We start from the raw sequence: 14,684 nt of genomic DNA on the forward strand, positions 1-14,684 counted from the left end.
TTCCACAAAGAAAAATGGCATATGAAAATGACTAATTATAATCATTTCATATGCCATCTTATTTTTTAGAACATCTGCCGAATACTCCTGAAAAGGAAAGAAACTTCATCACAGATTACTATGAAAAAAGCTTCATCCAGCAAAGTGAAAAATATCCTTATTAATAGGAACGTGCAAATATCACGCGGCAAGCAGACGGCTTGCCCGTAACCATACATTTGCCCGGCTCCTTGTCGCCCGGTACGAAAGAATCGAACGGAATACAGCGGATAGTGGCTTTGGTCTCTTCCTTAATCTTCTCCTCGGTTTCGGTCGTTCCGTCCCAATGAGCCAAAATAAAGCCGCCTTCTTCAATCTTTTCCTTGAACTCGTCATAGCTGTCCACCGTAGTGATACGGCTGTTGCGATAATCCAATGCTTTCTTATAAATATTCGCCTGGATTTCCTCAAGCAGGTCTTTTACGTATTCCTCGATACCGTCGCAAGAGCGGGTTTCTTTCTCCAGCGTATCGCGGCGCATCACTTCCATTGTATTGTTCTCCAAGTCGCGGCCACCCATAACCAGGCGGACAGGTACACCTTTCACCTCGTAATCGGCAAACTTGAAGCCCGGACGTTTGTTGTCGGCATTGTCGTACTTCACGGAGATACCCATCGTTTTCAGTTTGGCTACGATGCCTGCCACCTTCTCGTCAATCTTAGCAAGCATTTCGGCATTCTTGTAGATAGGTACGATAACCACCTGTATCGGAGCCAAGTGCGGCGGAAGCACCAGACCGTTGTCATCGGAATGTGTCATGATAAGCGCACCCATCAAGCGGGTAGATACTCCCCAAGAAGTGGCCCATACGTATTCCAGTTTGTTTTCCTTGTTTACGAACTGCACGTCGAAAGCTTTGGCGAAGTTCTGTCCCAAGAAGTGTGAAGTACCACTCTGCAAAGCTTTGCCATCCTGCATCATCGCTTCAATGGTATAGGTGTTGAGAGCGCCGGCGAAGCGTTCGTTGGCCGACTTCACACCTTTGACAACGGGCACTGCCATGTATTTCTCGGCAAATTCGCTGTACACGTTCAGCATACGCACTGCTTCCTCTTCGGCTTCTTCGCGAGTGGCGTGAGCCGTGTGGCCTTCCTGCCACAAGAACTCTGCGGTACGCAGGAACAGACGGGTACGCATTTCCCAACGGAATACGTTTGCCCATTGGTTGCACAGGATAGGCAGGTCGCGGTAAGAGTTAATCCAGTTCTTATAGGTATTCCAAATGATGGTTTCCGAAGTAGGGCGGATGATAAGTTCCTCTTCCAGTTTTGCAGCGGGGTCCACCACTACGCCGCCGCCATTCGGGTCGTTCTTCAAACGATAGTGCGTCACTACAGCACACTCTTTGGCAAAGCCTTCCACGTGTTCCGCTTCGCGACTGAGGAATGATTTCGGAATAAGTAAGGGGAAATAAGCGTTTACGTGTCCTGTTTCCTTGAACATATCGTCCAACTGACGCTGCATCTTCTCCCAGATTGCGTATCCGTAAGGCTTGATTACCATACATCCGCGCACAGCCGACTGCTCTGCCAAATCGGCCTTCACCACCAACTCGTTGTACCACTGAGAATAATTCTCGCTACGTTTGGTAAGGTCTTTCAATTCTACTGCCATTCTATTTCGTTTTTAAAATTTAACCAATTTAAAAAAAGGCAGCCGCTGTGATGCAACTGCCTCATACTCAAAAGAGCGGCAAGCGAGGCTCGAACTCGTGACCCTCAGCTTGGGAAGCTGATGCTCTACCAACTGAGCTATTGCCGCAGGTTTCGTTTCCCTTTATTCTGAAAACATCGGCAAAGGTAATGAAATCTTTTAAAAAAGAAAAAACGAAACCGCTAAAAAAATACTCTATTCTTGCCACTGCCGCAGAAATCATGTACATTTGCTTTCATAAAAACTTCAAGCAAACCAATGAGACGAATCATACTTATTACCGGTGGAGCACGTTCGGGCAAAAGTACCTATGCGGAAAAGTTGGCGCTCAGCCTCTCGCCCAACCCCGTCTACCTCGCTACGGCACGTATATGGGATGAAGAATTCCGCAAACGGGTGATACACCATCAGGAAAGGCGCGGACCGGAATGGACAAACATAGAAGAAGATAAAGAGCTGAGCCGCCACTCGCTATCCAGACGCACCGTACTGATAGACTGCATAACGTTGTGGTGCACCAACTTCTTTTTCGACCTGGATGCCGATACAGACCGTTCCCTTGCCGCAGCCAAAGCCGAATTCGACCGCTTTACGGCACAGGATGCCACATTTATATTTGTCACCAACGAGATAGGTATGGGCGGCACATCCGAAAACGAAATACAACGGAAGTTTACGGATATGCAAGGCTGGATGAACCAGTATGTGGCTTCACGGGCAGATGAAGTGATTTTAATGGTGTCGGGGATTGCAACAAAAATTAAGTGTGAATAAGTACGGAATATAAGAATGAAGTATAAGGTATAAAATTATGAAGACATTTGATATAATAGGACCGGATGAAGCTATACGACCGGCACTGGTTGAGAAAATCAATAACCTGACCAAGCCGAAAGGGTCTTTGGGAATGCTGGAAAGCCTTGCGCTTCAGGTAGGGCTTATCCAGCAAAGCCTGACTCCCATTCTGCAACACCCTCAGAATATCATCTTTGCTGCCGATCATGGTATTGTAGAGGAAGGTGTCAGCCTCTCACCCAAAGAAATTACCTGGCAGCAAATCAGTAATTTCCTTCATGAGGGTGCCGGCGTCAATTTTCTATGCCGCCAGCACGGATTTGAATTAAAGATAGTGGATGCGGGAGTAGATTATGACCTGCCTTATGAAAAAGGCATCATCAATATGAAAGTGCGCAAAGGCACACGCAACTATCTGCACGAAGCTGCAATGACCGAAACGGAAATGGAACTTTGCCTGGAACGGGGTGCAGAAGTGGTGCGCCGTTGCCGCGAAGAAGGCAGTAACATACTCAGTTTCGGGGAAATGGGAATAGGCAACACATCCTCTTCTTCCCTATGGATGAGCTGCTTCACCGGCATTCCGCTAAAAGAATGCGTCGGTGCGGGAAGCGGACTGGACGATGCAGGCATCCGCCATAAGTACGAAGTGTTGAAACAGTCGTTGGACAACTACAAAGGAGACGGTTCGCCGCGTGACATCATCCGCTACTTCGGCGGCTTGGAAATGGTTATGGCAGTAGGCGCCATGCTGCAAGCCGCCGAGCTGAAAATGATTATTCTGGTAGACGGCTTCATCATGACAAACTGTATCCTTGCCGCCGCCAAGCTGTATCCCGAAGTGCTACATTATGCCGTATTCGGACATTGCGGAGATGAATGCGGGCATAAACTTGTGCTTGATTCATTAAATGCCAAACCGTTGCTGCACTTAGGATTAAGACTCGGAGAAGGCACGGGAGCTATCTGTGCATATCCCATTATAGAATCGGCTGTCCGCATGATTAATGAAATGGATAACTTCGCACACGCTTCCATCACCAAATACTTTTGAGAAGCCCCTCAAACGGCATCTTTAAGCAGAGAACCATTTTATAGATAACATATATAACTTTGTTGATAGTACCCATATTTTAATTTTATAGACAATACCTATATATAATGAACATACTGGCTGCATTTATCTTCTTCACCCGACTGCCCTTTTGGAAAATCAGGGAAGTACCCGCCGAATGTTTCAAGCATGTAGTACCCTACTGGCCGCTAACTGGCTGGCTGACGGGCGGCATCATGGCAGGCACTCTCTGGCTGACCGGACAGATACTGCCCGTATCCCTTGCCTGGATTATAGCCATCATCGCCCGCCTGTTTGTTACGGGATGCCTGCACGAAGACGGGTTAGCGGACTTTCTGGATGGGTTCGGCGGCGGCACCACCCGCGAGCGTACGCTTGCCATCATGAAAGATTCCCATATAGGAAGCTACGGAGTTATCGGACTGATATTCTATTTCCTGCTGCTGTTACAGATGCGCAATCTACCTCTGAATTTCCTTTGTATCCTTGTCTTCTGCGGCGACTGCTGGTGCAAGTTCTGCGCATCCCAACTCATTAACTGCCTGCCATACGCCCGAAAAGAAGAAGACAGCAAGGCTAAAGTCGTGTACAACCGCATGAGTCGCCAGGAATTGATATCCGCCTTCATCTGCGGATTGCTTCCTTTCGTCTTACTCCTGCCGGTAAAGATGTGGCCTGCCACCCTCTTCCCACTGCTCGCATTCGTACTGCTGTGCCGCCTTATGAAACGCCGCCTGCAAGGATATACGGGTGATTGCTGCGGAGCGGCTTTCCTGCTTTGCGAACTGGCATTCTACATAGGCAGCCTTGTATTGGTATATGTCTATGCAGGTTTTGGAATCGATTTCCTTACGGACTTTGTCTCGGTTCCCTTTTATTTTCACTAAACATTTAATCTGAAAAATTATGGAAGTTATACTTATTCGTCACACATCCGTCGATGTACCGTCCGGCGTATGCTACGGACAAACGGATGTTCCCCTGAAACCGACATTCGAACAGGAAGCGGCCGTTACCCAAGAGAACCTGAAAGCCTTTCGACCTTTCGACCATGTATATACCAGTCCGCTTACGCGTTGCGTACGCCTTGCCACCTATTGCGGCTATCCGGATGCAGAACGTGACAAACGGATTATGGAAATAAACTTCGGCAGTTGGGAAATGAAACCTTTCGACCGCAACGACGACCCGCGCCTACAGGAGTGGTATGCCGACTATTTGAATGTAGCGGCTACGGGCGGCGAGTCGTTCGCCATGCAGTACCGGCGTGTCAGCGACTTTCTCGATGAGCTGAAAGGAAAGCCCTACCAGCGGGTGGCCGTTTTTGCCCACGGCGGCGTCCTGATTTGCGCACAGATATATGCCGGCATCATCAAACCCGAAGAGGCATTCAGCGCACTGACACCCTATGGCGGTATCGTCAGGATTACCCTTTAGCACTCAGAAGAATGAGGGAATAACGTACATGCAGGTAGCGGTAGCAACAACAATGATTACCATTATCCATTCCACACTGCGGTTGATACGCACGGCAATCCTCATGTCTTCGGTTGTCAAAGGCCGTTCATTGTCGCCGATATAAGGTTTCCACACTTCCTCGCCAAAATAGTTGTGAGGACCACCGAAGCGGCAGTCCAATATTCCGGCAAGTGCCGCTTCCGGATAGCCGGAATTGGGACTGGCATGCTTGCTGCCGTATTTCCCCACAAAAAGCAGCAACGGGAATCTGCCGGAAACCGCCACCATGAGAAAAGCCGTCAGACGGGCGGGGATATAGTTGGCTACATCGTCCAGACGTGCCGCGAAACAGCCGAACCGACGATAGCGTTCATTCCTATACCCTATCATGGAGTCGAGTGTATTTATCATCTTATAGGCAAGCATCCCCGGCACACCCAGCAACATATACCAGAACAGCGGAGCGATTACGCCGTCGCTCAGGTTCTCTGCCAACGTCTCTAATGCCGCCGTACGTACTTCCTGTGCCGAAAGTCCGGAAGTGTCGCGCCCCACAATACGGGCTACCTGCTTCCTTCCCTCTTCCAACGAACGGTCTACAGCCTTAAACACCCCGCAGACTTCTCGCACCAGCGTAGTACCCGCAAGGCAATAAAAGATGAGCAGCACCTGCAAAGTCAAAAGCAGACCGGGAGAATAATGCGCTGCCCAACGCAGCAGGAACAATGTAAGCAGATAAACGCCTGCCACCAGTACCAACGACATGACAGCCCCTTTCAGAAAACGGGCATTCCCCCTATTCAGACGATGCTCACAGAACGAGATGGCCTTTCCGAAAGCCACCACAGGATGCGGCAGCCAGACAGGATCGCCCAACCAGTGGTCGAGCAGCCATGCCGTAAGCAGCGGCAGGTTCAGATTGAAAGCAATGCCTAAAAATATGATTATATCTTCCATAAAATGTTTATCACTCAGGTTCTACTATTACGCCGGCTCTACCCCGCCATAAATTCCTCTATCGCCGCCACCAGTCTGTCGTTCTCTTCCGGTGTCTGTGTGGCTATGCGGAAAAAGCGCTCGTCCAGCCCCGCAAAGTTGGACGCATCCCGAATGAGTATGCCATGCTCCCCGGCAAGATACTCTTTCAAGGCAGACGCCTTGCCCATGCGAAGCTGCACCAACATAAAATGTGTCTGCGTATCCCAAACGTCCAATCCGCCTACGGCTTTGAGCGCCTTGCCCAGACGCGCCGTCTCCTGCAAATAAGCAGCCACATCCAACGGTTCGGGCACATCGTTCTCCAACAGGAAAAGTCCTGCTTCAATGGCAAGCCGGTTGACCGACCACGGCATACGGTTGGTGCGCAGCCGCTCCAGCAAACCGGAGCTGCCCGTTACATATCCAAGCCGCAAACCGGGAATCGCATACCTTTTCGTCATGGAATGCAGCAGCAGTACATTCGGATACTCCGCCGCCTCTGCCGGAGAGAAAAGCGGACACAGCGTAAAGAACTCATAAGACTGGTCTATAATAAAACAAACCTGCGGATTATGTTCAATCAATCCGCGCATATATTCTTTATCGGCCACCGTTCCCGTGGGATTGTTGGGATTACAGAGCCACAGCATCCGCACATCGTCCGGCAGGCGATACCCGTCCTGCTCCTTCGGCAGTTGATAAAGCGAACTCACCCGGTGTCCGTGCATACGGCAGGCATCCGCATATTCGCTGAAAGTGGGTTGCAGGATAGCTGTATTCGTACCCCGGAAAGTCTGTGCAATAAGGTATATGGCCTCCGTTGCGCCATTCGTTACGCAAACAGCTCCGGACGGCAGCTGACAGCGGGAAGCCATACGGGCTTCCAACGTATAGGGTTCGGGTTCGGGGTAATTGCCTATCTCCCCGATACATTCGCAAAGATGAACTTTCAAACGGGAAAGATTCACTTTGTTGTACACGTTGGAACTGAAATTTGCCGTTATCGGGCGGCTGTATTTATAGGAATCGTCTCCGTGTCCGTCAATCATATTCTATCCGATTTTAATTGTTGTCCGTCAATATCTTGTAAATAAGCGGCAGATTGACATACTGCCGCACATGGTCGGCGAGTTTGTCGTACTGCTCTTCCTTAAACTGCCGGTAGTTGAACGTTTCCGCTGCTTCCGACAATTTACCGGCAAACGGTTCGAGCAGAAAGTCGATAAACTCCGGATTGTCGAGAATGCCGTGAATGTAAGTCCCCATGCACGTACGGTCCACGATATACCCGTCACATTGCCCGCTTTCCAACCGGTTCAGCGGAGAAGCGGACGCTCCCTCCACCGGTACGGTACTACCCATGTGAATCTCGTAGCCTTTTAGCTGAAAATGGGGCACTGAAGGTTGGTTGTTGAAAATAGAGGGGGAAGAGTTACCTTGCGGAACAGCGGCACGGCAGCTTTCAAGAAGTTGGAAGTTCACCTGCCGCGTCACCTTTTCTCCCGTCATTCGTGTACTTACAGGCAGCAGTCCAAGACCGGGCAACCGTTCTATCTCCCCTTCCACGTGGTCGGGGTCTAGCACTTCCTGCCCCATCAACTGATAGCCGCCGCAGATGCCCAACACGGCAGTTCCCTCACGATGGGCACGGATGACGGCTTGCGCCACTCCGTTGCGGCGCAATTCATAGAGGTCGGCAAGGGTACTCTTGCTGCCGGGCAGGATGATGATATCCGCCTTCGCCAGTTCGTCGGTGTTGTTGGTATAGAAAAGATGCACGCGCGGGTCGCGTTCCAGCACATTGAAATCCGTGAAGTTGCTGAGGTGGCGCAGCAGAACCACAGCTATATTCACCTTACCCTGCTCCGCCTGCAATGATTTGGTGGCAAGGGCAAGCGAATCCTCTTCCTCGATATAGATATCCTTATAATAAGGAACCACCCCGACCACCGGAATTCCGCAAAGCTCTTCCAGCATTTTGACGCCAGACTCGAAGAGACGTATATCTCCCCGGAATTTATTGATAAGAATACCTTTTACATGCTTGCGTTCTTCGGGAGTAAGCAGCATTACCGAACCGTACACACTGGCAAAGACCCCGCCACGGTCTATATCCGCTACCAGAATCACGTCCGCACCGGCATACATTGCCATCGGCAGATTCACGAGGTCTACCTCGCGCAGGTTGATTTCGGAGATGCTGCCCGCACCTTCCAATACGATGGGATTATATTTCTGCGCAAGGCGGTCATACGCCGCACATACTTCCCTGCGCAACTCCTCGCGTCCTTCCTTGCGGAAATAGTCGTATGCACCACGACTGCCGATAGGCTTACCGTTCAATACCACTTGCGAAGTCCGGTCCGACTGGGGTTTCAGCAGTAACGGATTCATGTCCGTATGGCACGGCACTCCGGCGGCTTCCGCCTGCACGGCCTGTGCACGTCCTATCTCCAGTCCTTCGGGAGTGGCATACGAGTTAAGCGCCATATTCTGCGCTTTGAAGGGAGCAGGCCGGTATCCGTCCTGCCTGAAAATGCGGCAAAAGGCAGCGGCTATAATGCTCTTGCCCACGTCGCTGCCGGTTCCGGCAAACATCAAAGGATGAAGTTTTTTCATTTGTCGAGCTAATATACGGCATCCGGCACGGTCTGTTTTACCGTTCTCCGTTTGCGGTATCGATTCTGTCATAAAAATATGTCTGGGGCGATGATAGGCATCCAGCACCGTCTGCAACTTACTCTCCAATTCTCTTACATCCACCTGTCCGGCAATCAGCAAGGTAAGCGCCTGCCCCAAACGCGGATCGGGAACAGAAGTAACTACAAACGGTACAGGGATAAACGGCCGTAGTCTTTCCTCCATTTCCTCCGCCTGTATCTTGATTCCACCGCTATTGATAACGTTATCTTTCCGGCCTGCAATGGTAAAACTTCCATCGGGATAGATGCAGGCAATGTCATTAGTCTGCAAAACCTCCCCGCAAATCAGCGGAGCTTTAATAACCAGCGTACTTTCAGCGGATAAGGACAGTTCGACCGAGGGAAAAGGATAATAATGCTTGGAAGCGGTCTCTCCGTTCAGACGGCGCAATGCGATATGGGACAACGTTTCCGTCATGCCGTACGTAGAATAGACCGCCGTGGGAAGAACGCTTATTTCCGCCTCCAGACTGTCGTCCACCGCTCCGCCGCCGATAATCAGAATATCCGTCTGCTCCAACCGCGCCTTTTCTTCGGGAACACGGAGCGTGTTATAAACCTGCAAAGGAACCATCGCCGCAAATCTCAGCGGCTCTTCTATATCCGAAAGAGGATGGCCGGAAGCAGGACGCACTATCAGATTCAGCCCCGCAACCAGAGAACGCACCACCACCATCATAGCCCCTATATAACGAAGGTTCATACACAGCAAAGCGGTATCTCCCGCTTGCAGGTTCAGAAACTCGCAAGTGAGGCGGGCGCTCTGCATCATCCGGTCTTTGCGCACCACCAGCTCTTTCGGCGTGCCTGTGGAGCCCGACGTATGGACGGTGATAACCGGAGAGGCATCGAACCACTTCTCCAGAAAAAGATACAAATCCCACAAGGCGGGCGGACAGTTTTCCGCTCCCTCCGCCACCAACCGGGATATATCCCCGGCCGTATACTCCTTTCCTTGCAGCAGCAAACGCTGTCGTTGTCGGTCGAATATCATCGGATACCTTTAAATATCATCATTACAAAACCATAAACAATCTTTCCTCACCTCAAGAGGCATTTCCACGTTGTCCGTAAAAAGCAGTCCTGTACCCAGCCCTTGAGGCAGCGGATTATCGAAGGTGGCACACCATTGAGCTATTGCATTCAGGCCGATATTCGACTCCAGAGCCGAAGTAATCCACCAGCCGATATGCCGTTTTTCCGCTTCGGCAATCCACTCGTTGCCACCGCATATCCCGCCGTGCAGGGAAGGTTTGAGAACAATATACTGCGGATTGATTGCCGAAAGCAGCTTCCGCTTCCCTTCCGGCGTATTGCAGCCTATCAGTTCTTCATCCAAGGCTATCGGCAGCGGAGAGTCGGCAGCAAGACGCGCCATTTCCTCCCACTGCCCTGCACGGATGGGCTGTTCAATGGAGTGCAGCTCCAGTTCGGACAGGCGTTTCAGTTTCTCCATCGCATCAGCCGGAGAGAAAGCGCCGTTGGCATCCACACGCAACTCTATCTCCCTGGAAGAGAAATGTGCACGGATATGGCGAAGCAAGGCCAGTTCCTCCTCAAAGCCGATAGCGCCGATTTTCAGTTTGATGCAACGGAAACCGGCTGCCATTTTCTCCTCTATCCGGGAGAGCATCGTGTCAAAGTCGCCCATCCAGATAAGCCCGTTTATCGGAATCCCCGCCTTTCCTTGCGAGAAGTCCGTATCGTACAATGCCCAACTGCCCGTCAGGAGATGACGGAGCGCCGTTTCCAATCCGAACAGGATGGACGGATAGTCGCGCAAGGCATCCGCATCCAGTTCTCCCCCGCACTGTTCCAGCCGGCGGCAAGCCCCGGCAAGTATATCCTCGTAATCGGGAAGGTCGTCACAGCTCAATGCAGGCAGCGGGGCACACTCTCCTATTCCCGTCCTGCCCGGATAGTCGGGAGAGGTCAGATGAAGATACCACACTTTCCGGGTCGTATACACCCCGCGGGAAGTCCCCGCCGGCTGCTTGAAATGCAGCAACCGGGGGATAATCTCTATCTTGCAGTCCATTACGGGTGTCAGGGGAATTTGGGATACTGCTTGAAGTTAGGCTTGCGTTTCTCCAGAAATGCGTTCTTGCCTTCCTGGGCTTCATCCGTCAGATAATAGAGCAAGGTAGCGTCGCCTGCCAGTTCCTGAATGCCCGACTGTCCGTCCAGCTCCGCATTCAGCCCCGCCTTAATCATGCGCAAAGCCAGCGGACTGAGCTGCATCATCTCTTCCGCCCACTGCACATACTCGTCTTCCAGTTGCTCCAAAGGCACTACCTTGTTGACCAATCCCATTTCCAACGCTTCCTGCGCATTGTATTTCCGGCAAAGGAACCAGATTTCACGCGCTTTCTTCTGACCTACCACACGAGCCAGGTAAGATGCGCCGAATCCGGCATCGAAACTTCCCACACGGGGACCTGTCTGACCAAAGATAGCGTTCTCGGAAGCGATGGACAAGTCGCACACCACATGCAGCACGTGTCCGCCACCGATGGCAAAACCGTTTACGGCGGCAATCACTGGTTTCGGGATGCTGCGGATTTGCTTCTGCACGTCCAATACGCTCAAACGGGGAACGCCGTCCTTACCGATATACCCGCCGCGTCCTTTCACATTCTGGTCGCCTCCGGAGCAGAAAGCCTTGTCGCCCGCTCCGGTAATGACAATCACATCGATATCCGCTTCCTCACGGCAGATGCGCAAGGCATCGCTCATTTCGGCGGTAGTGGTCGGAGTAAACGCATTGCGGTAGCGTTCGCGATTGATGGTGATACGGGCAATTCCGTTATAGTATTCAAAAAGAATATCTTCATATTCCCGGATGGTTGTCCATTCTCTTTTTGTCTGCATAATCTGTATTCTATTTTAATTGATGATAATAATTCTTCAACATACGGGTGTCTTCGTCCTTGTCGGTAAACACTTCCAGCAAGACGGGGCGCTCCGCCGCCTCCGGACTGGTGAAGGGCTTCATGGCCTCAGCCAACTGTCCGCCGTTCTCCGCACGCAGGTAAAGGAATCCCCGCTCTTCCGCCCAGCCTTTGGCCGAAGTCTTGTGAACCGCTGTGATAAACTTATGCGAAGACTCCGACATATCAAGCCCCGGCAATGTATGAAAGATTTCTCCGCCGCCGTTATTCAGTAAAAGGATGCGCAGGTTGGGACCGATATTGGCATTCCACAACGCATTCATATCGTAAAAGAAGCTCAAATCTCCGATAGCAACGAAGTTTAGCTTGTCAGATGCCGCCGCATACCCCACAGCCGTGGAAAGCGAACCTTCGATGCCGCTGGTTCCCCGGTTGCAGCAAACCTCTACGGTGGGCGAAACGGCATACAACTGGGCATAACGCACCACCGAACTGTTTGCCAGATGCAGTACCGATGCTTCCGGCAAGGACTTTATCAACGCCCCCACTGCCGCCATCTCCGAATAAGCGAACTCCGGTTCGGGAACAGCCTTGCAGTAGTCTTCCCAGATGCGGGGATATTCGGGCGTGCGGGTTTCGAGCAGGCCCGCTATCTTTTCCAGAAACTCAAACGGGTCCATTTCTATAACAGTGGTCAAGGAGCCGTAAAGGTCGGTCACCTCGCCATCCGGCGACACATGCCAATGCTCTTTGGGCGGATGTCGGCGAAGGTACTTTTTCAACCGTTTGGATACGATATGCCCTCCATAAGTAATCAGCAGTTCGGGAGCCATCTGGTCCATTTTCTCTTCGGGCATGGCATAGAGCGCCGCATCGAAATTCTTTACGGGAATACCCGGAACCGTCCGGTTGCCGATATGCTCCGTCAGCCATGCAAAATGTTTATACAGCAGTTTGGTATACCGCTTTTCAAACAGGTAGATAAGGTTCATCTGCCCCACCACAATCATCCGCTTCCGGTATTTGTTCATGCGGTCGATGAGTTCGTTATAATCGCGGTCGTAGACGTTCAGCCCCTGATAGCGGGTGATGACACGCACTTGGGGCAACGACTCCGTCGTGAAATTGAACAAAGGCTCGGAAACGGGCACATTGATATGTACCGGTCCTTTTCCGTGATGGTTGGTTTCCAGCAGGGCCTCGTTTATCAGTCGGTTGCAGAACCACTCATCCTCCTCCGTATGAATTTCGGGAAGGTTGACGGATTTCTTGACCAGCGACCGGAACACCTCCGGCTGCGGAAGCGTCTGTCCGTCCATCTGCCCTATCCAAGCAGCCGGGCGGTCGGCGGAGATGACTATCAAGGGAACTTTCTGATAAAAGGCCTCCGCCACGGCAGGGTGGAGATTCAGCAAGGCGGTTCCCGAAGTACAGCACACCGCAACGGGCTTGCCGCTATTCAAAGCCAGGCCGAGGGCGAAATACCCCGCACTCCGCTCATCCGTCATTGCATGGCAAACAAAGCCCGGGTGATTGGACAAAGTATGCACGATGGGGGCATTACGGCTGCCCGGGCACAACACGACCCTAGTAATTCCGTACGCCTCAAGAAGCGCTGCCAGTTGGAGTATATTCTTTTTGTCTGTATACATGGTTCAGTGATTAAAGATTAGCAATTTATGGATTATAGGGACATGCTTACCAACCGTTTCATGGTCTGCAACTTCTTTTCCGTTTCCAGCCATTCGTCATTCAACTCCGAAGAAGCCAGCAGTCCGCCGCCGGCATAGAAAGACAACTGCCCGTTTTCGATGTGCATACACCGCAGGTTCACGTACAAATCCGTCTTGCCGTCAGGGTCGAGCCACCCGATGAAACCAGAATAATAACGGCGGTCATACCCTTCGTTGTCCAGTATAAAGCGGTATGCCTCCTCTTTCGGCAGACCGCACACGGCAGGGGTCGGATGCAGAAGCTCCAGAAGACTTCCCAAACGGTTGTTATCTTTCAAGGTAAAACGAAAACTTGTTTTCAGGTGCGACAGCGCTCCGGCATAAGCGGGATACGGACCGCTCTCCGTGGGATGAATGCCCGATGACAGGAGTTGCCGACGGATATAAGACACTACATAGTCCTGCTCCTGCCGGTTCTTCTCGCCCCATTCCTGCGGCAGTCTGCCATCCTGCAAAGGCAGGGTTCCCGCCAATGCTACAGTATTCCACTCGTTTTTCTCTCCGGACAGAATAATCTCGGGGGTACTCCCCATCCAGATACCTGTCCGGGGTGTATAGCATAAGTATATATAAGAATGGATATAATGCTTGCATGCCGCACGGAACACTGCCGAGGGCGAGAAACCCGGGCACTGCCCGATGACGGATTTGCGGGAAAGGACCAATTTATCAAACCGCTTGCTGCGCAAAGCTTCCGTAAATGTCCGGAAGCATGCTTCGTACTCTTCCGTGCAAGTTTCCGAAAATGTTTCCCGGTCTTGACGCAACCGGAAAGCTTCCAGCTCCTCTTCCGTGTACTCGCCAAGCGGCAAAGGCTGTCCCCACCGCTCCGGCTGTATCAGCACAACCGGACACGACTCGCTCACCCGGAACGGCGCAATGACGAAACCGCGTGCCCCGTCCAAGTCCTTGAGGTCATACAACAGACGGACGCTTCCCGACACTTGTGTCAGCAAACGGGGAGTGTCCTCACCGGGAATACGATAAACGGCAAAAGGCTGTTCCTGCCGAATCAAGGTATCGATAGCTGTCAGATTACTTATTTCTTTGTCAATCATCTTCTTTTGTAAAAGCATAAAACCACTTGCAGAGTTCAGGTACGCTGCATGGTTTTAATTCGGATGACAAAGATACAAAATCCTTTTTATAGAGATAGAAAGCGAAAGTATCTTTCCTTATGTATTTTCATTGAGTTACAAAAAGTGCCGTCCATAAGATTCTATGAACAGCACTTTCTATATGTTTCCCACCATAATCGGGAGTAATGACAGATGGCATTATGCAGCCATCCCGAACAGTTCTATGCAGCTACCCTGCACAAGGCTATGCAGTCATACTGCACAGTACTGTGCAGCGTGG

The 14,684-nt window shown here is 51.3% G+C and carries 12 protein-coding genes and 1 tRNA gene; 4 read left to right on the top strand and 9 right to left on the bottom strand.

The window, feature by feature from the left end; genetic code table 11:
• Window positions 1-160: 160 nt before the first annotated feature.
• A complete protein-coding gene (proS, locus tag H8S52_RS00380) occupies window positions 161-1,654 on the bottom strand; it encodes a proline--tRNA ligase (protein ID WP_186909149.1) in 1,494 nt (497 codons plus the stop codon).
• 74 nt (window positions 1,655-1,728) lie between these two features.
• Window positions 1,729-1,801 (bottom strand) — tRNA-Gly (locus H8S52_RS00385).
• A gap of 150 nt (window positions 1,802-1,951) precedes the next feature.
• Here H8S52_RS00385 and cobU point away from each other — a divergent pair.
• The 4 genes from cobU (at window position 1,952) to cobC (ending at window position 5,000) form a co-directional block, all read left to right on the top strand.
• Window positions 1,952-2,467 (top strand): bifunctional adenosylcobinamide kinase/adenosylcobinamide-phosphate guanylyltransferase, encoded by a 516-nt coding sequence (cobU, locus tag H8S52_RS00390; protein ID WP_186909150.1) that lies wholly within the window; start codon window positions 1,952-1,954, stop codon window positions 2,465-2,467.
• Between the two features lie 37 nt (window positions 2,468-2,504).
• Complete coding sequence (gene cobT, locus H8S52_RS00395) at window positions 2,505-3,542, top strand: nicotinate-nucleotide--dimethylbenzimidazole phosphoribosyltransferase (protein WP_186909151.1); 1,038 nt, start codon at window positions 2,505-2,507, stop codon at window positions 3,540-3,542.
• 107 nt (window positions 3,543-3,649) lie between these two features.
• Complete coding sequence (gene cobS / locus H8S52_RS00400; protein ID WP_181996861.1) at window positions 3,650-4,450, top strand: adenosylcobinamide-GDP ribazoletransferase; 801 nt, start codon at window positions 3,650-3,652, stop codon at window positions 4,448-4,450.
• Between the two features lie 19 nt (window positions 4,451-4,469).
• Window positions 4,470-5,000 (top strand): alpha-ribazole phosphatase, encoded by a 531-nt coding sequence (gene cobC / locus H8S52_RS00405; protein ID WP_186909152.1) that lies wholly within the window; start codon window positions 4,470-4,472, stop codon window positions 4,998-5,000.
• A gap of 3 nt (window positions 5,001-5,003) precedes the next feature.
• On the opposite strand, the gene cbiB is transcribed toward cobC, so the two are convergent.
• The 7 genes from cbiB to H8S52_RS00440 are packed head-to-tail and all read right to left on the bottom strand — an operon-like array spanning window position 5,004 to window position 14,383.
• Window positions 5,004-5,978, bottom strand: coding sequence for an adenosylcobinamide-phosphate synthase CbiB (gene cbiB / locus H8S52_RS00410; protein WP_186909153.1), 975 nt, complete (start codon window positions 5,976-5,978; stop codon window positions 5,004-5,006).
• A 38-nt stretch (window positions 5,979-6,016) separates the two neighbouring features.
• Entirely contained in the window at window positions 6,017-7,048 is a 1,032-nt protein-coding gene (locus H8S52_RS00415) for a threonine-phosphate decarboxylase (RefSeq protein ID WP_186909154.1), read from the bottom strand.
• A gap of 13 nt (window positions 7,049-7,061) precedes the next feature.
• Window positions 7,062-9,695, bottom strand: a complete 2,634-nt coding sequence (locus H8S52_RS20125; protein WP_186909155.1) for a cobyric acid synthase — start codon at window positions 9,693-9,695, stop codon at window positions 7,062-7,064.
• Between the two features lie 9 nt (window positions 9,696-9,704).
• Window positions 9,705-10,739 (bottom strand): o-succinylbenzoate synthase, encoded by a 1,035-nt coding sequence (locus H8S52_RS00425; protein ID WP_060386116.1) that lies wholly within the window; start codon window positions 10,737-10,739, stop codon window positions 9,705-9,707.
• 8 nt (window positions 10,740-10,747) lie between these two features.
• Window positions 10,748-11,572 carry a 1,4-dihydroxy-2-naphthoyl-CoA synthase gene (gene menB / locus H8S52_RS00430; RefSeq protein ID WP_016662804.1) on the bottom strand — a complete coding sequence of 275 codons (825 nt, stop codon included), beginning with the start codon at window positions 11,570-11,572 and terminating at the stop codon, window positions 10,748-10,750.
• Window positions 11,573-11,582: 10 nt separating this feature from the next.
• Entirely contained in the window at window positions 11,583-13,244 is a 1,662-nt protein-coding gene (gene menD / locus H8S52_RS00435; RefSeq protein ID WP_186909156.1) for a 2-succinyl-5-enolpyruvyl-6-hydroxy-3-cyclohexene-1-carboxylic-acid synthase, read from the bottom strand.
• A 32-nt stretch (window positions 13,245-13,276) separates the two neighbouring features.
• Window positions 13,277-14,383 carry an isochorismate synthase gene (locus H8S52_RS00440; RefSeq protein WP_186909157.1) on the bottom strand — a complete coding sequence of 369 codons (1,107 nt, stop codon included), beginning with the start codon at window positions 14,381-14,383 and terminating at the stop codon, window positions 13,277-13,279.
• Between the last annotated feature and the right edge of the window lie 301 nt (window positions 14,384-14,684).

Origin of the sequence: Bacteroides sp. NSJ-48, assembly GCF_014287405.1 — a bacterium.
Classification (GTDB): domain Bacteria; phylum Bacteroidota; class Bacteroidia; order Bacteroidales; family Bacteroidaceae; genus Bacteroides; species Bacteroides stercoris.